This is a genomic window from Pseudomonas sp. UME65, from assembly GCF_014170225.1.
GTDB classification, from domain to species: domain Bacteria; phylum Pseudomonadota; class Gammaproteobacteria; order Pseudomonadales; family Pseudomonadaceae; genus Aquipseudomonas; species Aquipseudomonas protegens.
The window spans coordinates 23,213-43,878 of record NZ_LZZQ01000004.1; the positions used below are offsets into that span (position 1 = coordinate 23,213).

A 20,666-nucleotide genomic window follows, 5' to 3' on the forward strand; every position below is an offset into this window, starting at 1 on the left:
GCGATATGCACCTCACTCGTTTAAGCGCACTGGCGGCGCTGATGATCTTCAGTGGCCTGGCCAGCGCCGAAGTCCGTGTCGAAGGGCCGGTGGAATACGGCGTGTTCGAAGGTCCCAAGGCCGAGCTGCAATCGGGGGAGCGGGTGCTGCGCCGCAGCAACGAGAAGATCCAGCAGACCTCCGTGGTGTCCGCCAGGCTGGGGACCAAGTTCGGCATGCGTTACCAGTTGCTGGGCAAGGTGGCCGAAGATCAGCCCCTGACTCTTCTTTACCTGACGCCGGGCATCCGTACGCCGGACGGGGTACGCCATGACAAGTTCGAAATCACTCAGAAACTGGTGCCCAACGCTCCCCAGGACGTGATGGCCTATGAGTTCACCGAAAGCCATGAGGTGGTCCCGGGCGAGTGGCGTTTCATGGTCTTCCAGGGCGACCGATTGTTGGCAGAACAGCGATTTTCTGTGCGCTGAATCGTTTTACGCCCAAGTATTGGAGTGCTAGGGCGTTTTGATATCACGTTTTTGTCTTACGCAATTTTCCAATGGCCCGATACCGTCTAAGAGCACCCTGCTGCAAGTTCTTGCAGCGCTCTAGGAAGGAGCCAGAGGAATGAGTCTTAGAAGTCTGAACATTGCGTTACGGGCGAGCCTGGGTTTCGGCTTGCTGGCGTTGATGGTGTTTGCCCTGGGGGCATTCGCCTTGATGCAGATGGGCAATATGCGCCAGCAGTCCGATGAAGTGGAAAGCAATTGGCTGCCCAGCGTGATGTCCGTAGGGGAAATGAACCAGGACCTGCTGCGCATTCGCGCCCTGACCCTGCGGCTGTTGATCAATCGCGACCCGCAGGCGATCACCCAGAACGAAAACAAGATCAACGAGATCAAGAGTGTCCTGGGGGTTGCCCAGAGCCGCTACGAATCCTTGATCCTCCTGCCCCAGGAGCGGGTCCTGTTCGATCGTTTCAAGACCATCGAAAAACAGTACCTGCAACGCCAGGAACGGGTCATGCAGCTCTCCAGCCAGAACCAGCTGGAGGAAGCGGTCAAGGTGGTCAATGGCGAAATGAACCAGCTGGCCGATGAGATGGCCGCGACCCTGCACGAGCTGGTGGAGCTGAACAAGCAAAGCGCGACCCATGCCACCGATCTGGCCCAGGCGGTGTTCAGCAAGTCGCGGGTATGGGTGATCGGCATGATTGCCCTGGCGGCGCTGGTTACCATCGGCCTGGCCCTGTTGTTGACCCGCAGTATCGTCCTGCCTCTGGCGCAGTCGTTGAATGTGGCCGAAGTGGTGGCCGGCGGCGATCTGACCGGCACTATCACGGTGACCGGCAGGGACGAGCCGGCGCGGCTGCTGCACGCGCTCAAGGCCATGCAGCACAGCCTGCGGGAAACCATCCGGCGCATCTCCGATTCATCCAGCCAGCTGGCCTCGGCCTCGGAAGAGCTCAGTTGTGTCACCGAGGATGCGACCCGTGGCCTGCATCAGCAGAGCCTGGAGATCGAACAGGCGGCCACGGCGGTAAACCAGATGACCGCAGCGGTGGAGGAGGTGGCCAGTAACGCAGTGGCCACGTCCGAGGCCTCGCGGGAGTCCGACCGCATCGCCCAGCACGGGCGCGAGCAGGTGCACCAGACGGTGCTCTCGATTGAGTCGCTGGCGCAGGACGTGACGGCCAATGCCAGCCAGGTGGAGGATCTGGCGCAGAAGGTCTATGGCATCAGCAAGGTACTGGAGGTGATCCGTTCCATTGCCGAGCAGACCAACCTGCTGGCGTTGAACGCGGCCATCGAGGCGGCACGGGCCGGGGATGCGGGACGCGGGTTCGCAGTGGTGGCCGATGAAGTCCGGGCCCTGGCTCATCGGACCCAGCAGTCGACCCAGGAAATCGAGCAGATGATCGGCGGTATCCAGCAGGGCACCGACCAGGCCGTCAGTTCCATGCAGCAGAGCAACAACCGCGCCCATTCGACCCTGGAGGTGGCCAAGGCGGCAGGACAGGCGCTGGAGGAAATCGCATCGGCCTTCACCCAGATCAATGAGCGCAACATCGTCATTGCCAGCGCCTCGGAGCAGCAGGCGGCAGTGGCGCGGGAGGTGGACCGCAACCTGATGAACATCCGCGACCTGGCCTTGCAGACCTCCGCCGGGGCCAATCAGACCAGTGCGGCCAGCCAGGAGTTGTCGCGCCTGGCGGTGGACCTGAACAGCATGGTGGCGCGTTTCTCGGTCTGAGCCTTCTGGCAGGCGAAAAAAAGCCCCGAACCGGTCGGGGCTTTTTCATTCGGCGAAGCGGTGGGGCTTACTTGCCCTGCCAGCGCTTCAGGACCAGGGTGGCGTTGGTGCCACCGAAGCCGAAGCTGTTGCTCATCACGGTGTTGATGGTGGCGTCTTCGCGGGTCTTGGTCAGGATCGGCATATCGGCCACTTCCGGATCCAGCTCGTCGATGTTGGCCGAACCGGCCATGAAGTTGCCTTCCATCATCAGCATGCAGTAGATCGCTTCGTGAACGCCGGCAGCGCCCAGGGAGTGACCCGACAGGCTCTTGGTGGAGCTGATGGCCGGGGCCTTGTCGCCGAACACTTCACGCACGCCTTTCATTTCCGCGACGTCGCCGACCGGGGTCGAAGTGCCGTGGGTGTTCAGGTAGTCGATAGGGGTGTCGACGGTGGACATGGCCATTTCCATGCAGCGGATTGCACCTTCGCCGCTTGGAGCCACCATGTCGTAGCCATCGGAAGTGGCGCCGTAGCCGACGATTTCCGCGTAGATCTTGGCGCCACGGGCCAGAGCGTGTTCCAGCTCCTCGACCACCACCATGCCGCCACCGCCGGCGATGACGAAACCGTCACGCTTGGCGTCGTAGGCGCGGGAGGCCTTTTCCGGGGTTTCGTTGTACTGGGTGGACAGGGCACCCATGGCGTCGAACAGGAACGACTGGGTCCAATGCTCTTCTTCACCGCCACCGGCGAAGACGATGTCCTGCTTGCCCATCTGGATCTGTTCCATGGCGGTACCGATGCAGTGAGCACTGGTGGCGCAGGCAGAAGCGATGGAGTAGTTCAGGCCCTTGATCTTGAACGGGGTGGCCAGGCAGGCGGAAACGGTGCTGCTCATGGTCCGCGTAACGCGGTATGGGCCAACGCGCTTGACGCCTTTCTCGCGCAGGATGTCCAGCGCTTCCATCTGGTTCAGGGTCGAGGCGCCGCCGGAGCCGGCGATCAGGCCGGTGCGCGGGTTGGACACTTGTTCTTCGCTCAGGCCGGAGTCGGCGATGGCGTCTTTCATGGCCAGGTAGGCGTAAGCCGCCGCGTGGCCGACGAAGCGATAGATCTTGCGGTCGATCAGCTCTTCGAGGTTCAGGTCAATGGAGCCGGAAACCTGGCTACGCAGACCCATTTCGGCATATTCCGGGTTGAAGCGGATGCCAGGGCGACTTGCACGCAGGTTAGCGGAGACGGTCTCTTTGTCATTGCCCAGGCACGAAACAATGCCAAGACCTGTGATAACGACGCGGCGCATGCGGATAACCCTTAGAAGTTGTCAGTTGAAGTAAACACGCCGACCCGGAGGCCTTCGGCGGTATAGATTTCGCGGCCGTCAACGCTGACCGAACCATCGGCGATGGCCATGTTCAGCTTGCCCTTGAGCACGCGCTTGATGTGAATGTTATAGGTGACTTTCTTGGCGGTCGGCAGGACCTGGCCGAAGAATTTCACTTCCCCCGAACCCAGGGCGCGACCGCGGCCCGGCAAGCCCTGCCAGCCGAGGAAGAAGCCCACCAGTTGCCACATGGCATCCAGGCCCAGGCAGCCTGGCATCACCGGGTCGCCTTCGAAGTGGCAAGCGAAGAACCACAGGTCTGGAGTGATATCCAGCTCAGCGACCAACTCACCTTTACCGTACTTGCCACCCTCTTCGCTGATATGGGTGATGCGATCCACCATCAGCATGTTGGGGGCGGGCAGTTGCGCGTTACCTGGGCCGAACAGCTCACCGCGACTGCAGCGCAGCAGGTCTTCCCGAGTAAAGGCGTTTTGTTTGGTCATGCGAGCTCCTCAATAGTCCCGTGCGGCAGGGTTGGGCAAATCTTCCCGGCCGATCGAAGCGTTCATGCCTCGAGCCGGCAGCCTACTCATAGACTATTGCGTTGTAGTGAAAGTCACAGCGCAAAGGGCATGAATGTACACTTGTGCACTGAAATTTTTTTTGAGGGCCTTTTCAGGGCCCCGTCGGGTGCCTAAGACTGCCGCACTTTCGCCCATGACGCCAGTCGTAGCTGTTGGAAAATAGCCGGTTATTGCACCCAACGTTGGAGAATTTGCTGCAGATCCGCGCGCTTGAAAGGCTTGGCCAGGTAGTCGTTCATGCCCGCTGCAAGGCAGGCTTCACGGTCGCCCTGCAAGGCGTTGGCGGTCAGGGCGATGATCGGTAAATCGGCACAGCCGGGCAGTTGGCGGATCTGCCGGGTGGCTTCATAGCCGTCGACCAGCGGCAGTCGGCAATCCATCAGAATCGCCTCGAAGATCAGGCTTTCGGCACTGCGTACCGCCTGGGCGCCGTCGGTGACGATGCTCACGGTGAACCCCAGGCTACGCAGCATGGCCTGGATCACGGTCTGGTTCACCGGGTTGTCTTCCACCAGCAGCACGTTGCGGCCTTCACCGGAGTGCTGATTGCTGCTCACCCGCGGGGCCAGTACCGGCAGGCTCTGCTGGAACAGCGCCAGGGGGATTTCCAGGGTGAACACCGAGCCTCGGCCTTCCTCGCTCTGGGCCCGCAGGGTGCCACCCATGCGCTCGGCCAGGGTGCGGGCGATGGGCAGGCCCAGGCCGGTGCCGCCATAGCGACGGGAAATCGAACTGTCGGCCTGCTGGAAGGCGTCGAACATCAGCTCCAGGCTGGCCGGGCTGATGCCGATACCGCTGTCGCGCACTGCGCAGGTGAACCACAGCAGTTCGTGATCCAGGGCCTGCCACTGGGGCTCGATGGTGATGCTGCCCTGCTCGGTGAATTTCAGGGCGTTGCCGATCAGGTTGACCAGGATCTGCCGGATTCGCGTCGGGTCGCCCTTGACCTGCAGCGACTCCATGCCCGGCGGCAGCCGCAGTTGCAAGTCCAGGCCGCGTTGCAGGGCGCTGTGCTGGAAGGCCTGGGCCGAGCTGGTGATCAGTTCGGCAAGGTTGAACGGGATGTGCTCCAGTTCCAGGGCCGAGCGTTCGATGCGGGAGAAGTCGAGGATGTCGTTGATCACCTTCAGCAGGTGTTCGGTGGATTCCGACGCCAGCGCCGCGTACTCGCTCTGTTCCTGGGTCATCTGGGTGGTTTCCAGCAGTTGCAGCATGCCCAGTACACCGTTCATCGGTGTGCGCAGCTCGTGGCTCATCATCGCCAGGAAATCCGACTTGGCCTTGTTCGCCCGTTCCGCCTCTTCCCGGGTCTGGATCAACTGGGACATGGCCTGGTGCTGCTCGCGGCTGGCCAGTTCCAGGCCGGCGGCGAGGTTGTTGATGTGCCGGGCCAGGTTGCCCAGCTCGCCATCGTCGACGATCGGCAGCGGGGTCTTGAAATCCCCCTCCTGGATTGCCTTCACCGCATCGCCCATGGCGCGGATCGGCTGTGCCAGGCCGGCCGCCAGGCGCCGGGCCAGGAGGAAGGTGAAGAGCAGGGCGAACAGCGCGAGGATGGCGGCCTTGAGGAGGATTTCCTGCTGGCGCTGGCTGAAGGCGTCGTTGGACATGCCGACGATCACCCGGCCCAGGTAACCATCGCCCTGGGCGGCCACGCTGGCCGGGTCGTTCTGCAGAAAGTCGTTGTGCACCTGGATGCGCTGCAGGCGTACCGGGGCCTGGAATACCTTGATTTGCTGCGCGTGGTTGTGGCTGGCCGAGGGCTGTTCCACGTACACCAGGATGTTGTTGGCGCTGTCCTGCACTTCCAGGAAGTGCACATGAGGTGTGGCCAGGGTTGCCTGCAGCAGGCTCTCCAGGCCCTCGTTGTTGCCGGAGATCACCCCGTACTCGGTGGCTGGCGCCAGTTGATTGGCGATCAGTTGCCCGGTGTGGTTGAGCTCCTGGCGCAAGTCCTGGATACGCACGAAGGTAAAAAAGCTGATCAGCAGCAGGGTCAGGAGCAGGGCCGGGCCCAGGCTGATGAGCTGAGTGCGGGTCTGGATATCCCATCGGCGACGCAATGTCATGGGTGCTTCTCTCCTTCACTCAACTGGCGCGCAACGGCCTGCGGGTCGATTTCCTCGATGCCCAGCGAGCGTGCCACCTGTGGGTTGCTCAGTACTTTGAAAGCCGTCGGGTATAGCGCGCGGGGCCAGCGAGCCGGCGGTTGGTCGAGCAGGCTGTCCAGGGTCTGCAGCCAGTCCTGCTGGTCGCTGTAGGTGCTGGCCAGGCTGCCGGCCCGGACGAAGCCGGCATTGGGGCCGATCAGCGCCTGTTGCCGGGCGTAGCTGCTCAGTAGCAGGTTCTTCACGGTTTTCGGGTTGTACAGCTTCGGATCATCCAGGCCCAGCAGCACTTCGCTGTTGCGCAGCAGGTTCTGCAGCGGGCGGCTGTCGCTGGTGCTGTCCCAGGGTTCGGCGATGATTTCCATGTTCAGGGTTTGCGCGGCCAGGTGCAGTTCCTTGAGCAGGAACTGACTGTCGGCGCTGTACAGCACCCCCACCCGGCGCACCTGCGGCAGAACACTGCGGATCAGGCGTAACTGGCGCTCCAGGGGCGGATCGCTCCACAGCAGGCTCAACCGTGGATGAGGGCTTTGCGCCAGGCGCTGTTGGGCCTGCAGGCGGCTGATGCGCAGGACCAGGGTCGGCGGGCCCAAGGGATCTTGCAGGCGCCAGTCGAGGCTTTGCGGGTCCAGCAGGATCAGGCGCGTGCTGCCGGGCAACTGGCCCGGCGGCGGCAGTTGGGCCAGGGGGACGAAGCGCACCTGGTCCCGGGGGCGCTGGGCGGCCAGTTCTTCGGTGAAGGTGCGCACGCTGCTGTTGTCGTCGCTGGCGGTGAGCAGCACATCGGCCGCCCACAACGGGCTGCCCAGCAGCATGCCCAGTACCAGCAGGCACAGGCACAGGCGACGATGTATGCGCAGGGCCTTCCAGGGCCGACAGTGGCCCATGTCAGAACTCGAGCTCCGCGCTGAAGTAGACCACGTGGCGCGAGTCGTAGAGATTGTCGGCGAAGGTGGTGGGCTGGTGGTCGAGCCGTTGCTGCAGGGTGCCGGCCAGTTCCAGGCTGGCCTTGCTGCCCAGGGCCAGGCGCTTGGCGATGCGGGTGTCGACCCGTTCGAATCGGTAGCCGTTGAGGGCGCTGTCGCCATAGTAGAAGAGCGCGCTGGACCAGCCCTGGCCCCAATTGCGCAGCCAGCCGGCGGAGCCGCTGTTGCTGGCGGTCAGGCGCTGGTCCAGGCGGTTGCTGGCCTGGGCATGGACGTAGGCGTAGGTCAGGCGCAGGCGGTCGGCGCGGCTCAGTTGCCAGTCCAGCTGGCTCTCGGTACCGGCAAAGCGCGAGGCGTTGCTGTTGCTGGCGATGTACTGGTTGTTGCGCAGCGGCTCGCTGATCATCCCGGTGATTTCGTCATAGAACAGCTTGATGTCGAGGTTCAGCGCCTGGTCGACGAAGTAACCGTTGTAGCCCAGTTCCCGGGAACGCATGTGCTCCTGGTCGAGGTTGCCGGGGCCACGGGTCTTGACGAAGTACTGGGCGCTGTTCTGGCCGTAGACCGGGGTACTCAGGCCGGTGACCCGGTAGCTCCAGTTGACGTTGTTCTCGAACATGTCCGGGGAGCGGATGGCTTCCGAATACACCGCCCGCAAGCCGTGGCGCGGGTTGATCAGGTAGTTGACCGCGATCCTCGGGGTCAGGGAGTTGCCGGTCAGCTGGGTGTCTTCGTACATAGCCCCGCCCTGGATCAGCCAATGTTCGCTGGCCCGCCACTCCAGCTGGCCGAATAGGCGCCAGGTGGTGTCGTCGAGGGTGCCGTTGAAGTAGGTTTCGGAGTCGGCCCGGTCGTAACGATAGTTCATGCCGCTGACCAGCCGCAGGTTGTCGCTGAGGCTCAGGGTGTCCTGCAGCTCCAGGTCGTAGCGGGTTTCCCGAGAGCTCTGGTCGATGTTGCCGCAGACGGGATTTTGGCCACCGGCGTTCCATTGATCGATGATTTGGCTTGCCAGTGCCCGTTCCGCTGCTGTTCCCGACGGCGCGCCGCTCAAGTTACTTGGCATGTTCCTCGCCAGGCGCTCGGCGTAATACGGGTTGAGTTGCCACAGACGTGTCAGTTCAGGGCTGAAGGAAACTGCGGCGTCACAGGCCCTCCACGTCTGCTGGCGGTCCCAGTGTTGGGCCGAGCCCTGTATATAAAGGCTGTGTTGTGGATTGATATCCAGATTCCAGCGCAGAGATCCTGCGTAGTCCTTGGCAACAACGTCAGAGTTATAGCCCTTCTCGGCATAGTCTTTAAATACTGGCTGATAGGTATAGGGCCGCTGGTTGGCACCTTCCTTGGCATTCAACTGCCAGTCGATGCTCTGCTGTTCATTGAGCATCTGGCTCACGGACAGACTGAAGCGGTTCAAGCGCTTGCTGTCGCGGTAGTCGGCCCCCAGGCGATTCTTGTCGAAGCCATCATCTTCCTGCCCCGACAGCGACAGGCGCAGGTCGCCGGTTTCCCAGCCGGTACCCTGGCTGGCGTACCAGTCGCTGATGCCGCGCTGGCCCCGGGTCAGCTTGACCCGCGTGCCATGGCTGTTGGCCGGGGCGCGGGTGATGATGTTGACCACCGCCATCAGCGCGTTGGCGCCGTAGCTGACGGTATTGGGGCCGCGAAACACCTCGATGCGCTCGATGTCTTCCATGGCCACCGGGATATCGCTCCAGTCCACTGTCGCCAGGCCGGCGCGATACACCGAACGCCCGTCGATCAGTACTTGCATGCGCCGGGCTTCGCTGGCGTTGGTGCCGTGGTAGTTGACTGTGGCCTGGTTGCCGCTGATGGCGCCGACCATCATCCCCGGCACCAGGCGCAGCAGTTCGCTGATGTCCCGGGCGCCGCTGGCCTTGATCAACTCGTTGTCGAGCACCGTCATGCTGCCGGGAACCGCGGCAGGTGACTGTTTCAGGCGGGTGGCGGTGAGGACCTCGGGCAGGGCGGTGCCGTCCAGGAACAGATCGTCGGCCAGCACCGAGTGGCCGAACAGCATGCCCAGCAGCAGCGATAGACGAAGAGGTGAGGGGCCAGCGGACACGACACAGCCTTGAATCTTGATGGAAGGCGCGCATGTTAACCGAGATAGTCGAGTTTTCCAGTCGATAAGCCCGACATTCCCCGAATGACTCCACGTGTTCCCGACAGGTTGCCTGAATGGCCCCTGGGGCTGGTGGTGAGAAAACCGCCCCGTATAATGCCGCCATCGCCACTGCTATGGATTAACGGATTGCATATGACACAACAGCGCCCTATTGCGGTCCTGGGAGGCGGAAGTTTTGGTACCGCCGTGGCCAATCTGCTGGCCGAGAACGGTCACCGGGTGCGGCAGTGGATGCGCGACCCCGAGCAGGCCGAGGCCATTCGGGTCAACCGCGAGAATCCGCGCTATCTCAAGGGCATCAAGATTCATCCGGCGGTGGAGCCGGTCACCGACCTGCTGGCCACCCTCAATGACAGTGACCTGTGCTTTGTCGCCTTGCCCTCCAGCGCCCTGCGCTCGGTGCTGGCGCCCCACGCCGAGCTGCTCCGCGGCAAGCTGCTGGTCAGCCTGACCAAGGGCATCGAGGCCCAGACCTTCAAGCTGATGAGCGAGATCCTCCAGGACATCGCCCCGCAAGCGCGCATCGGCGTACTTTCCGGCCCCAACCTGGCTCGGGAAGTGGCCGAGCACGCCCTGACCGCCACCGTGGTCGCCAGTGAAGACGAAGAGCTCTGTCAGCGGGTCCAGGCCGCGCTGCATGGCCGCACCTTCCGTGTGTATGCCAGTGCCGACCGCTTCGGTGTGGAACTGGGCGGGGCGCTGAAGAACGTCTACGCGATCATCGCCGGCATGGCGGTGGCCCTGGGCATGGGGGAAAACACCAAGAGCATGCTGATTACCCGGGCGCTGGCGGAAATGACCCGCTTTGCCGTGAGCCAGGGCGCCAACCCCATGACCTTCCTCGGCCTGGCCGGGGTCGGCGACCTGATCGTCACCTGTTCCTCGCCCAAGAGCCGCAACTACCAGGTGGGCTTTGCCCTGGGCCAGGGCCTGAGCCTGGAAGAGGCGGTGACCCGCCTGGGTGAGGTGGCGGAGGGCGTCAACACCCTCAAGGTGCTCAAGGTCAAGGCTCAGGAGCTGGGGGTCTACATGCCGCTGGTGGCCGGCCTGCACGCGATCCTGTTCGAAGGGCGTACGCTGAACCAGGTAATCGAGCTCTTGATGCGCGGCGAGCCGAAAACCGACGTCGACTTTATCTCCACCAGCGGATTCAACTGAGCAGCACAGGAGCCAGACATGAACGATACGAATTCCGAAGCCAAATACGAGTCCATCCTCCTGCGGGTGCTGTGGATGCTGATATTCGTGCTGGTGTGGCAGGTGGCGCAGTTTCTCCTGGGCGCGCTGGTGCTGGTGCAGTTGATCTATCGCCTGATCTACGGCGCGCCGAATGCCGGCCTGATGAACTTCGGCGATAGCCTGAGCCAGTTCCTGGCGCAGATCGGCCGTTTCGGCAGCTTCCATACCGAACAGAAACCCTGGCCGTTCACCGATTGGCCCGCTCCCCGGGCGCCTGAAGGCGAAGCTCCCCATAGCGTGCCGCCAGCGCCTCACCCGGTGCGTGACGAGGAGCCCAAGCTGTGAAGCTGTGGGTGCTGCGTCACGGCCAGGCCGAGTCCCATGCGCCGACCGATGCCCAGCGCAACCTCACGGCCCACGGTCGCGAGGAAGTGCTGGGCAGTGCCGCGCACCTGATCGGCCAGTCCATCGCCGCGATCCTCGCCAGCCCTTATGTACGTGCCCAGCAGACTGCACAGCTGGTGCGCGAGGCCCTGGGGTTCGAAGGCGAGATCCGCACCGTGCCCTGGCTCACCCCCGAGGCCAACCCGCTGCAGGTGCTGGAGCAACTGGACAGTGCCGACAACCTGCTGCTGGTCAGCCATCAACCCCTGGTGGGCAACCTGATCGGCCTGTTGCAGCACGGCCACCTGCGTGATCCGCAGCCGATGAACACCGCCAGCCTGGCGGAGCTCGAAGGCGACTGGCCCCTGGCAGGGCTGATGACCTTGAATGCCGTGACACACTCTTGATGGACGCGGCGGCAGGGCATGCCCGGGCCGCCGTTGTTGTCTCGAACCCACCGATCCCCGGTTGCGATCCGCTACATTTCTTAACTTGCAGCGCTCCTTTGTGCGTGGAATAGTCCACCAAGCAAGTGCTTGGTTGGTGTCACGAACAGAATAAGAACAAAGGAGCGAGTCATGTCTGCTGCTTTTCGTTTGCCCCTGCAAGTGTTCTACGAGCGCGAGGCTCGTCATCCCCAGCAGCGCTTTCTGGTCCAGCCCAGTGCCGGCGGGCAGGTGCAGGAGCTGAACTGGTTCGAGGTGGGCCAGCAGGCCCGGCGTGCCGCCCAATGGCTGCGCGAGCGCCAGCTGCCTTCCGGCAGCCACATTGCAATCATTGGCAAGAACTCCGCGCACTGGGTCATTGCCGACCTGGCGATCTGGATCGCCGGGCATGTCTCGGTGCCGTTGTATCCCAATCTCACGGCCGAGTCGGTAGCCCAGGTGCTGGAGCATTCCGAGTCGGCCCTGGCCTTTATCGGCAAGCTCGACGACTGGCCGCAAATGGCGCTCGGGATCAAGGCCGGGCTGCCCACCATCCGCTTGCCCCTGGCCCCCGAAGGCCCTTTCGATTTCAGTTGGGAAGACCTGCAGCGCTGTCCGCCGCTCGAGGATAGCCCGAGCCCTGCGGCCGACCAGCTGGCCACCATCATCTATACCTCCGGCACCACCGGGCTGCCCAAGGGCGTGATGCACAGTTTCGGCAACCTGGGCTTTGCCGCCAGCCATGGTGTGCAGATGTTCGGCCTGGGCCCCCAGGACCGGCTGCTGTCCTACCTGCCCCTGTGCCACGTGGCCGAGCGCATGTTTGTCGAGATGGCGGCGATCTATACCGGGCAGACGGTGTTCTTTGCCGAAAGCCTGGACACCTTCCTCGCCGACCTGCGGCGAGCCCGGCCCACCGCGCTGTTTGGCGTGCCGCGGATCTGGACCAAGTTCCAGATGGGGGTCTACAGCAAGGTGCCGGCCAAGCGCCTGGATTTTCTCCTGGGCCTGCCCTTTATCGGCAAGCGTGTCGGCCACAAGGTGCTGAGCGGGCTCGGGCTGGACGCGTTGCGGGTGGCGCTGTCGGGAGCGGCACCGGTGCCCCAGACCCTGTTGCACTGGTATCAACGCCTCGGGCTGGACGTGCTGGAGGTGTACGGCATGACCGAGAGCTGCGGCTACTCCCATATCGGCCGCTCCGGTGAGCATATGCCCGGCTGGATTGGCCGGCCCTGCCCGGAAGTCGAGGTGCGCATCGACGAGGCGGGGGAGGTCCAGGTACGCAGCGGAGCCACTATGCAGGGCTATTTCAAGGACCCGCAGAAGACCGCCGAAACCGTTACCGAGGATGGTTTCCTGCGCACCGGCGACAAGGGGGAGCAGGATGCCGCCGGCAACCTGCGCCTGACCGGCCGGCTCAAGGAGATCTTCAAGACCAGCAAGGGTAAGTACGTGGCCCCGGCGCCCATCGAGAACCGCCTGGCGGTGCATGCCCATATCGAGCAGGTGTGCGTGGTGGGCGACGGGCTGATTGCCCCCCTGGGCCTGTGCGTGCTTTCGGCTGCGGGCGTGCAGGCCGCCGCCGGCAGTGCACGGGAAGGCTTGCACAGCAGCCTGGAAAGCCTGCTGGCCCAGGTCAATGGCAGCCTGGACAAGCACGAGCGGCTGCATCGGCTGGTGGTGGTCAAGGACAGTTGGGCGGTGGAAAACGGCTTTCTCACTCCAACCCTGAAGATCAAGCGCAATGTGATCGAAGCCACCTATGGCGGCAGTTTTCAAGCCTGGAGCGAGCGCAGCGAAGCCGTGCTGTGGCAGGATTGACCGACAATAACCACCCATAAGGGAAGCGGCGATGAGTCTATGGCGTACCACTCCGAACATCGAGCAACTGAACGCGATCCAGAAGAACACCATCGGCGAAGTGCTGGATATTCGCTTCGAGTCCTATGACGAGCAGTCACTGACCGCGAGCATGGTCATCGACCATCGCACCCACCAGCCCTACGGGCTGCTGCACGGCGGGGCCTCGGTGGTGCTGGCGGAAACCGTCGGCTCCATGGCCAGCTACCTGTGCATCGACGCCAGCAAGTTCTACTGCGTGGGGCTGGAGATCAATGCCAATCACCTGCGGGGCTTGCGCACCGGGCGGGTCACGGCGGTGGCCAAGGCCATTCATATCGGGCGCACCACCCATGTCTGGGACATCCGCCTGAGCAGTGATGAAGGCAAGGCCAGTTGCATCTCGCGCCTGACCATGGCGGTGGTGCCCCTCGGGCAGAACCCGCCGGCGCAATGAGGCAACGCGTCATAGGCTGAGCCTGGGTGTCAGCATTCCTGTCCGTTACGGTCATTGCCCTGGTGCCAGGGCCTGCGGACAATCGGTGTTCGTTTGGTGGATGGATAGGTCGGTATGTCGCAACAGGTGTTTTTCGCTCACGCCAATGGGTTTCCCTCCGGCACGTACGGCAAGTTGTTTGCTGCCCTGGCGCCGGAATTCGAGGTGGCTCATCTGCAGCAGCATGCCCACGACCCGCGCTTTCCGGTGGACGACAACTGGCGCAGCCTGGTGGATGAACTGATCCATCACCTGCAACAGCAGGCCCAGCCGGTCTGGGGCGTGGGGCATTCGCTGGGTGGTGTGCTGCATCTGCACGCGGCCCTGCGCTGCCCGGAGCTGTATCGGGGGGTGGTGATGCTCGATTCGCCGGTGCTGACCCGGGCCGACCAATGGGTGATCCGCGCCGCCAAGCGCCTGGGCTTCATCGACCGGCTGACTCCGGCCGGGCGCACCCTGGGGCGCCGCGAAGAGTTTGCCGACATCGAGGCCGCCCGCAGTTACTTCTCCCGCAAGACGCTGTTCCGGGCCTTCGATCCCGATTGCCTGGATGCTTACCTGCAGCACGGCCTGCAGCAGGTGGGGGATCGCTTGCGCCTGCGTTTTGACCCGGCCACGGAAATCAGCATCTACCGCGGCGTGCCTCATACCAGCCCGGGCAGTGCGCGCCAGCTCAAGGTACCGTTGGCGGTGGTGCGCGGACAGCAGAGCCGGGTGGTGATGCGCCATCACACCAGTGCGGTCGGGCGCATGCCGCTGGGCGAGTCGCTGACCATGCCCGGTGGCCACATGTTTCCCCTTGAGCGCCCCCATGACACCGCGGCGCTGCTCAAGGAGCTGTTCACACGCTGGCAACGGAGCCCTGCATGAGCCACGCCGTCGAAGAAGTCCGCCTGAACCTGCCGCACATCGAACTGGCGGCCCATCTGTTCGGGCCCGAGGACGGTCTGCCGGTCATCGCCCTGCATGGCTGGCTGGATAACGCCAACAGCTTCGCCCGGCTGGCGCCCAAGCTCGCCGGCCTGCGCATCGTTGCCCTGGACCTGGCCGGCCACGGTCATTCCGGGCATCGCCCGGCGGGGGCCGGCTATGCCCTGTGGGACTACGTCTATGACGTGCTGCAAGCCGCCGAGCAACTGGGCTGGAAGCGCTTTGCCCTGATCGGTCATTCCCTGGGGGCGATCGTCTCGCTGGTGCTGTCGGCGGCGATGCCGGAGCGGGTCAGCCACCTGGCCCTGATCGATGGGGTGATCCCACCGACGGCCAATGGCGAGGACGCCGCCGAGCGCCTGGGCATGGCGTTGCAGGCACAGCTGAATCTGCAGAACAAGAGCAAGCCGGTGTACGCCACCCTGGAGCGGGCCATCGAGGCGCGCATGAAGGGCCTGGTGGCGGTTAGCCGCGAGGCGGCCGAACTGCTGGCCCAGCGCGGCCTGATGCCGGTGCCCGGGGGCTATACCTGGCGCAGCGACAGCCGCCTGACCCTGGCTTCGCCGCTGCGCCTGACAGAGGAGCAGGCCATGTCCTTTGTTCAGCGGGTCGCCTGCCCGACGCAACTGGTGGTGGCCGCCGATGGCATGCTGGCCAAGCACCAGGCCTTGTTGCAGCGTCTACCCTTCAGCGTTGAGCAGTTGCCCGGCGGGCATCACCTGCACCTCAACGACGAGGCGGGTGCCAGCTTTGTCGCAGACTGTTTCAATCGGTTTTTCGCCGTTCCTTGACTTGACGGGATCAACTGTCGAGGCTGGGCGGGTTGAAATGGGAGACAACCATGATAGATCTGTACACCGCTGCGACCCCCAATGGTCACAAGGTTTCCATCCTGCTTGAGGAGCTCGGCCTGCCCTATGAGGTGCACGCCTTGAGTTTCGACAAGAAGGAGCAAAAGGCCCCAGCGTTCCTGAAGATCAATCCCAATGGGCGTATTCCGGCCATCGTCGATCGCGACAATGGTGATTTTCCGGTGTTCGAGTCCGGCGCGATCCTGGTGTACCTGGCCGAACGCACTGGCCAGTTGTTGCCGGCCGATCCCAAGGGCCGTTCGCTGGTCATGCAATGGCTGATGTTCCAGATGGGCGGGGTCGGGCCCATGCAGGGCCAGGCCAATGTGTTCTTCCGCTATTTCCCGGAGAAGCTGCAGGGCGCCATCGACCGTTATCAGCACGAGACCCGGCGCCTGTACGAAGTGCTCGACAGCCGCCTGCAACAGGCCGAGTACCTGGCCGGCGACTACAGCATTGCCGACATCGCCACCTTCCCCTGGGTGCGCGGCCATGAATGGTCCGGGGTTTCGGTGCAGGGCCTGCCGGCGTTGCAACGCTGGATGGCGGCCCTGGAGGCCCGTCCTGCGGTGCAGCGAGGCTTGCAGGTTCCACAACGCAGCGACGATGCCAGCGTCGTCAAGGGCGCCCAGGCCATGCTTATCCGATGAGAGTTTCCATGCGTTCAATCAGTGTTCTGGGCCTGTCCCTGGCAAGTACCCTGGTGCTTGCCGCCGATCTGCCGGGCAGCCACGACCTGCCCCTGGTCCCCCGTCTGACCGATGCACAGATCGTCGACTACCGCCCCGAAGTGGAGCAGGAGCGCGTCTACCCCCTGGGTTCGATCCGCCGTATCAGCGGCCAGTTGCGTTTCGATGGCCAGGTCAATGCCCGCGGCAAGCTCACCGCCATCACTTACCAGTTGCCCGCCGAGCGCACATCCAACGAAGCCTTCACCCTGGCCAGGGAGGCGCTGCAAAAGCAGGGCGCCGAGCTGCTGTTCTGGTGCCAGGCCCGCGATTGCGGTGAAAGCAGCCTGTGGGCCAACGAAGTATTCGGCAACGCCAAGCTGTTTGGCGCCGATGAACAGCAGGCCTACCTGCTGCTGCGGCTGGCGGCGCCCCAGGACAACTCCCTGGTAGCCCTGTACAGCATCACCCGGGGTAACCGCCGGGCCTACCTGCATGTGGAGCAGTTCGACGCCAGCGCGCCGCTGGGGGACCTGCTACCCACTTCGGCCACCCTGCTGCGCCAGCTCAAGGACACCGGCAAGCTGGACCTGCCGAAACTCGCTGAGCCCCAGCCCATCTGGCTCAACCTGCTGTCCCGCGGGCTGAACCTGGACACCACCCTGCGCATCAGCCTGTCCGGCAAGCAGGCCGAAGCCTGGCGCCAGGCGCTGATTGGCCAGGGCGTGCTGGCCTCGCGGATGGAAACCGGTAACACCGACGCAGCAGGCCTGCATTTCGAACTACTGCGTTAAGCTGTTTCAGGCAGCCCGCGCTCGCGGGTTCGCCTACTCTTCACTGGTTCTTCTTGCGCGAGACATTTCATGCCCAATAACGATCGCCTGCTGGTGCAGATCCTGCTCCTGGTGTTGTTCGGTGCCAGCTTCTGGGTCATGGCGCCTTTCTGGTCAGCGCTGTTCTGGGGCGCCGTGCTGGCGTTTGCCAGCTGGCCGCTGATGCGCCTGCTGACCCGCTGGCTCAATGGCCGAGAATCCCTGGCAGCGGCCCTGCTGACCCTGGGCTGGATGGTGCTGGTGGCCGCGCCGCTGGTCTGGCTCGGCCTCAACCTGGCGGACCATGTGCGCGATGCCACGGCCTTCATCAAGGACGTGCAGGTCGACGGCCTGCCCGCCGCTCCAGAGTGGCTCGGCAACCTGCCATTGGTGGGCGAGCGCCTGGTGGGCTTGTGGAACAGCATCGACCAGCAGGGCGCGGCCCTGATGCTGGCGGTCAAACCCTATCTGGGGCAGGTGGGCAACTGGCTGCTGGCTCGCAGCGCGCAGATCGGCGGCGGCATTCTGGAACTGACCCTGAGCATCGTCTTCGTGTTTTTCTTCTACCGCGATGGCCCGCGCCTGGCGCTGTTCGTGCACAAGTTGCTGGAGCGCCTGATCGGCGAGCGCGCCGGCTACTACATCGACCTGGTGGCTGGCACCGTGCAACGGGTAGTCAACGGGGTGATCGGCACCGCGGCGGCCCAGGGCCTGCTGGCGCTGATCGGCTTCCTGATTGCCGGAGTGCCCGTGGCGCTGGTTCTGGGGATCGTCACCTTCCTGCTCAGCCTGATTCCCATGGGCCCGCCCCTGGTATGGATCCCGGCTACCGCCTGGCTGGCCTGGAAAGGCGAATATGGCATGGCGGTGTTCCTGGGGATCTGGGGCACTTTCATCATCAGCGGCGTGGACAACGTGCTCAAACCGTACCTGATCAGCCGCGGCGGCAACCTGCCGCTGGTGATCGTGCTGCTGGGAGTGTTCGGTGGCCTGATCGCCTTCGGCTTTATCGGCCTGTTCATCGGCCCGACGCTGCTGGCGGTGGCCTACAGCCTGTTGCTGGACTGGAGCGCCAGCCAGGCCCGGGCCCAGGAGCCGCGTTGAACCACCGATTGCCGCTCCCCCCGGGAGCGGCAATGGACGTCAGGCAGCGACGTTGACGCTGCCGCCGAGGCTGCTGCTGGTGTCCAACTGATACTGCTTGCTCAAGCTGGCGATCATCTTGCCCAGAGCTTCGGCGAGGTTGGCCTGCGGGTCCTGGGGGGCGCTGTCCTGGTTGCTTCCGGCCTGCAACGCGGCCTTGAGCTCATCGCTACTGATGCCGCCACTGCTGTCGCTGTCGAGAATCTTCAGCAGAGCCGAGCTGGTGTCGCTGCTGGTGGAGCTGTTGCCCGAGGCTTGCAGGGCAGTGCTCAGTTCGTCACTGCTGATGACTCCGTCGCCATCGCTGTCCAGGGCGCCGAGCAGGGCATCCGCCAGTTGGGTATCGGGGGCGCGGTCCTTGGGCGGAGGAGGGGCCATGGCGGCCATTTCATCGCTGCTCAAGCTACCGCTGCCGTCACTGTCCAGGTCGTTGAAATTCTTGCTCAGGCTGACCAGGATGCCGTTGTCGCTTTTCTGCGACAGGGCGTTTTTCAGCTCGTCCTGATCCACCGCGCCATCACCGTTGCTGTCGAGCTTGGCGAACAGCTCCTTGTGCAATTGCTGGCCACGGCTGGTGCTGCTGGAGCTGTAATAGCTCGAATAGTTGCTGCTGAGGCTATCGATCATGGGGCTCACTCCCTGCGGATGAATTGAACCGGTGGGGGGGGCACCGGCCCAAGCAGCCTCAGGGGGGGAGTTGTCCTGGGTATTGGCGGTTTGTACCTGCCGCCACACAAGGCGCTCAAGGCCTGGGTAGACGCAATACCGCGGTCAGGCCGCCGCCGGGGGTTTCTTCGAGGATCAGTTGGCCGCCCAGGCGCTCCGCCGCTTCACGGGCGATGGTCATGCCCAGGCCGACGCCGCCGGAGTTGCGGTTGCGCGAGCCTTCCAGGCGAAAGAATGGCTCGAACACCGCTTCACGCTTGTCGGCGGCAATCCCCGGGCCGTGGTCGATGACCCGGATCAGCAGTTGCCCGCGGTCGTCCTCCAGGGCCAGGGTTGCCTGGCCGGCGTAGCGCAGGGCGTTGTCCAGCAGGTTGTTGAGGCATGACTGCAACGCCATGGGTTGCACCAGCAGCGGCGCGCAATGGCCCTGGGCCTGAGCGTCGGCGCCCTGGTCCTGGGCGTTCTCGCACAGCGACTCCACCAGGGCCTGCACGTCCATCCATTGCTCGGCCTCGCTGGTGCGTTGTTCGTGCAGGTAGCTGAGGGTGGCGTCGAGCATCTTGATCATGTCGTCCAGGTCCTGGCGCATCTGCCCTTGCAGCTTGCTGTCCTCGATCTGCTCCAGGCGCAGTTTCAGCCTTGATAACGGGGTGCGCAGGTCGTGGGAGACGGCACCGAGCATGCGCCCGCGTTGCTGCACCTGCTCGCGGATGCGCTTCTGCATCTGGTTGAAGGTGCTGGCTGCTTGCCGGGCTTCCCTTGGGCCCACCTCTTCCAGGGGCGGGCTGTCGAGGTCTTCGCTCAAACGCTCGGCGGCGGCGCTCAGGCGCTGGATCGGCCGCGACAACAGCTTGGCGCCGTACCAGGCAGCGATGATCAGGGAGATGAACTGGAACGTCAGGGGCACCAGCGGGCCGCCGAACCAGGGCCGTGGCGGGCGCCTTGGATAAGGGGGCGGCGGCTGGCCATTGATCAACTGCGCCGAATCGGGAGGCGTCCGGCGGGGGCTGGAAGTGCTGTTCGAAGGCCAGCAGGTGGGCGAGGACGATCGCGATCAGCAAGACGCCGAACAGGCGGCCGAACAGCGTATCGAACCGCCCGCGCATCAGCCGATGTCCCGGGCGTCGAACAGGTAGCCTTCACCGCGCACGGTCTTGATCAGTTGCGGCGACTTCGGATCGTCGCCGAGCTTTTGCCGCAGGCGCGAGACCAGCAGGTCGATGCTGCGATCAAAGGCCTCGATGGATCGGCCGCGGGCGGCGTCCAGCAATTGTTCGCGGCTCAGTACCCGGCGCGGGCGCTCGATGAACACCCAGAGCAGGCGGAACTCGGCGTTGGACAGCGGCACCACCAGGCCATCGGCGGAAATCAGTTGGCGCAGCACGCTGTTCAGGCGCCAGTTGTCGAAGCGGATATTGGCCCGCTGCTCGCTGCGATCGTCGCGCACCCGGCGCAGGATGGTCTGGATCCGGGCCACCAGTTCCCGTGGCTCGAAAGGCTTGGCCATGTAGTCGTCGGCCCCCAGCTCCAGGCCGATGATGCGATCGGTGGGCTCGCAGCGGGCGGTGAGCATGAGGATCGGGATGTCCGATTCGGTACGCAGCCAGCGGCACAGGGACAGGCCGTCTTCGCCGGGCAGCATCAGGTCCAGTACCACTACGTCGAAGTGCTCGGCCTGCAGGGCCTGGCGCATCGCCGCGCCGTCGGTGACGCCGCTGGCGTGAATGTTGAAACGCGCCAGGTAGTCGATCAGCAACTCGCGGATCGGCACGTCGTCGTCGACGATCAGGGCCCGGGTGTTCCAGCGTTTGTCGTCGCCACTGACCAATGCTTTGGCGTCTTCGTTGAGAGGGGCTGAAGTGTTCTGCATGGGTGCGGTCGTCTGCCAGGTAGGCTGCCGGCGCCTGAGGGCGGCGGCGGGGTTGTGGCTTCAGCATAGGCGTCCGGCCCGGGGGCTGG

19 protein-coding genes and 2 pseudogenes are annotated in these 20,666 nt (G+C 64.1%); 13 read left to right on the plus strand and 8 right to left on the minus strand.

Features of this window, described 5'->3' with window-relative positions; all coding sequences use genetic code 11:
- Window positions 1-5 precede the first annotated feature (5 nt).
- From A9971_RS01120 to A9971_RS33070, 3 genes and pseudogenes are all read left to right on the plus strand, one after another.
- A complete protein-coding gene (locus A9971_RS01120; protein WP_183000733.1) occupies window positions 6-470 on the plus strand; it encodes a DUF3859 domain-containing protein in 465 nt (154 codons plus the stop codon).
- A 139-nt stretch (window positions 471-609) separates the two neighbouring features.
- Window positions 610-1,380 (plus strand): annotated as a pseudogene (locus tag A9971_RS33065) (MCP four helix bundle domain-containing protein); the annotation flags it as partial.
- Window positions 1,372-2,235, plus strand: a complete 864-nt coding sequence (locus A9971_RS33070; protein ID WP_404940410.1) for a methyl-accepting chemotaxis protein — start codon at window positions 1,372-1,374, stop codon at window positions 2,233-2,235. The pseudogene A9971_RS33065 and the gene A9971_RS33070, both read left to right, overlap by 9 nt.
- Window positions 2,236-2,302: 67 nt before the next feature.
- Here the strand turns inward: A9971_RS33070 and fabB are convergent, their stop codons facing one another.
- The 5 genes from fabB to A9971_RS01150 all read right to left on the minus strand — a co-directional run bounded on the left by fabB (window position 2,303) and on the right by A9971_RS01150 (window position 9,251).
- The gene (gene fabB / locus A9971_RS01130; RefSeq protein ID WP_011060066.1) at window positions 2,303-3,523 is read right to left on the minus strand and encodes a beta-ketoacyl-ACP synthase I; all 1,221 of its coding nucleotides are present in this window, start codon (window positions 3,521-3,523) and stop codon (window positions 2,303-2,305) included.
- Between the two features lie 11 nt (window positions 3,524-3,534).
- A complete protein-coding gene (fabA, locus tag A9971_RS01135) occupies window positions 3,535-4,050 on the minus strand; it encodes a 3-hydroxyacyl-[acyl-carrier-protein] dehydratase FabA (protein ID WP_011060067.1) in 516 nt (171 codons plus the stop codon).
- A 248-nt stretch (window positions 4,051-4,298) separates the two neighbouring features.
- Window positions 4,299-6,200: an ATP-binding protein gene (locus A9971_RS01140; RefSeq protein ID WP_015634677.1), complete on the minus strand. Its 1,902-nt coding sequence runs from the start codon at window positions 6,198-6,200 to the stop codon at window positions 4,299-4,301.
- Entirely contained in the window at window positions 6,197-7,126 is a 930-nt protein-coding gene (locus tag A9971_RS01145; protein ID WP_183000734.1) for an ABC transporter substrate-binding protein, read from the minus strand. Before A9971_RS01145 ends, A9971_RS01140 begins: the two co-directional genes overlap by 4 nt.
- Window position 7,127: 1 nt before the next feature.
- Window positions 7,128-9,251 carry a TonB-dependent receptor domain-containing protein gene (locus A9971_RS01150; protein ID WP_183000735.1) on the minus strand — a complete coding sequence of 708 codons (2,124 nt, stop codon included), beginning with the start codon at window positions 9,249-9,251 and terminating at the stop codon, window positions 7,128-7,130.
- 195 nt (window positions 9,252-9,446) lie between these two features.
- Between A9971_RS01150 and A9971_RS01155 the strand changes: the two genes are divergently transcribed.
- From A9971_RS01155 to A9971_RS01200, 10 genes are all read left to right on the plus strand, one after another.
- Window positions 9,447-10,472, plus strand: coding sequence for an NAD(P)H-dependent glycerol-3-phosphate dehydrogenase (locus A9971_RS01155; protein ID WP_011060071.1), 1,026 nt, complete (start codon window positions 9,447-9,449; stop codon window positions 10,470-10,472).
- Between the two features lie 18 nt (window positions 10,473-10,490).
- On the plus strand, window positions 10,491-10,838 hold the full coding sequence (locus tag A9971_RS01160) for a DUF4389 domain-containing protein (RefSeq protein WP_077933603.1): 348 nt from the start codon (window positions 10,491-10,493) through the stop codon (window positions 10,836-10,838).
- Window positions 10,835-11,284 (plus strand): phosphohistidine phosphatase SixA, encoded by a 450-nt coding sequence (gene sixA / locus A9971_RS01165; protein WP_077933604.1) that lies wholly within the window; start codon window positions 10,835-10,837, stop codon window positions 11,282-11,284. Before A9971_RS01160 ends, sixA begins: the two co-directional genes overlap by 4 nt.
- Before the next feature lie 171 nt (window positions 11,285-11,455).
- On the plus strand, window positions 11,456-13,123 hold the full coding sequence (locus tag A9971_RS01170) for an AMP-binding protein (protein ID WP_183000736.1): 1,668 nt from the start codon (window positions 11,456-11,458) through the stop codon (window positions 13,121-13,123).
- Between the two features lie 31 nt (window positions 13,124-13,154).
- Complete coding sequence (locus A9971_RS01175; protein WP_183000737.1) at window positions 13,155-13,598, plus strand: hotdog fold thioesterase; 444 nt, start codon at window positions 13,155-13,157, stop codon at window positions 13,596-13,598.
- A 114-nt stretch (window positions 13,599-13,712) separates the two neighbouring features.
- Window positions 13,713-14,507, plus strand: coding sequence for an alpha/beta fold hydrolase (locus tag A9971_RS01180; RefSeq protein WP_183000738.1), 795 nt, complete (start codon window positions 13,713-13,715; stop codon window positions 14,505-14,507).
- Window positions 14,504-15,358 (plus strand): alpha/beta hydrolase, encoded by an 855-nt coding sequence (locus A9971_RS01185; protein ID WP_011060077.1) that lies wholly within the window; start codon window positions 14,504-14,506, stop codon window positions 15,356-15,358. The genes A9971_RS01180 and A9971_RS01185 overlap by 4 nt, the downstream gene beginning before the upstream one ends.
- Window positions 15,359-15,408: 50 nt before the next feature.
- Complete coding sequence (locus tag A9971_RS01190; protein ID WP_011060078.1) at window positions 15,409-16,068, plus strand: glutathione S-transferase family protein; 660 nt, start codon at window positions 15,409-15,411, stop codon at window positions 16,066-16,068.
- Between the two features lie 8 nt (window positions 16,069-16,076).
- Window positions 16,077-16,880 (plus strand): DUF4892 domain-containing protein, encoded by an 804-nt coding sequence (locus A9971_RS01195; protein ID WP_041116760.1) that lies wholly within the window; start codon window positions 16,077-16,079, stop codon window positions 16,878-16,880.
- Window positions 16,881-16,949: 69 nt separating this feature from the next.
- Window positions 16,950-18,002, plus strand: a complete 1,053-nt coding sequence (locus tag A9971_RS01200; RefSeq protein ID WP_183000739.1) for an AI-2E family transporter — start codon at window positions 16,950-16,952, stop codon at window positions 18,000-18,002.
- Window positions 18,003-18,041: 39 nt separating this feature from the next.
- Here the strand turns inward: A9971_RS01200 and xopAW are convergent, their stop codons facing one another.
- From xopAW to A9971_RS01215, 3 genes and pseudogenes are all read right to left on the minus strand, one after another.
- Window positions 18,042-18,668, minus strand: a complete 627-nt coding sequence (gene xopAW, locus A9971_RS01205) for an EF-hand domain-containing protein (protein WP_041116762.1) — start codon at window positions 18,666-18,668, stop codon at window positions 18,042-18,044.
- A 115-nt stretch (window positions 18,669-18,783) separates the two neighbouring features.
- A pseudogene (locus A9971_RS01210) lies at window positions 18,784-19,813 on the minus strand (sensor histidine kinase).
- On the minus strand, window positions 19,813-20,577 hold the full coding sequence (locus A9971_RS01215) for a response regulator (protein ID WP_011060083.1): 765 nt from the start codon (window positions 20,575-20,577) through the stop codon (window positions 19,813-19,815). Before A9971_RS01215 ends, A9971_RS01210 begins: the two are co-directional and overlap by 1 nt.
- Window positions 20,578-20,666: the final 89 nt, after the last annotated feature.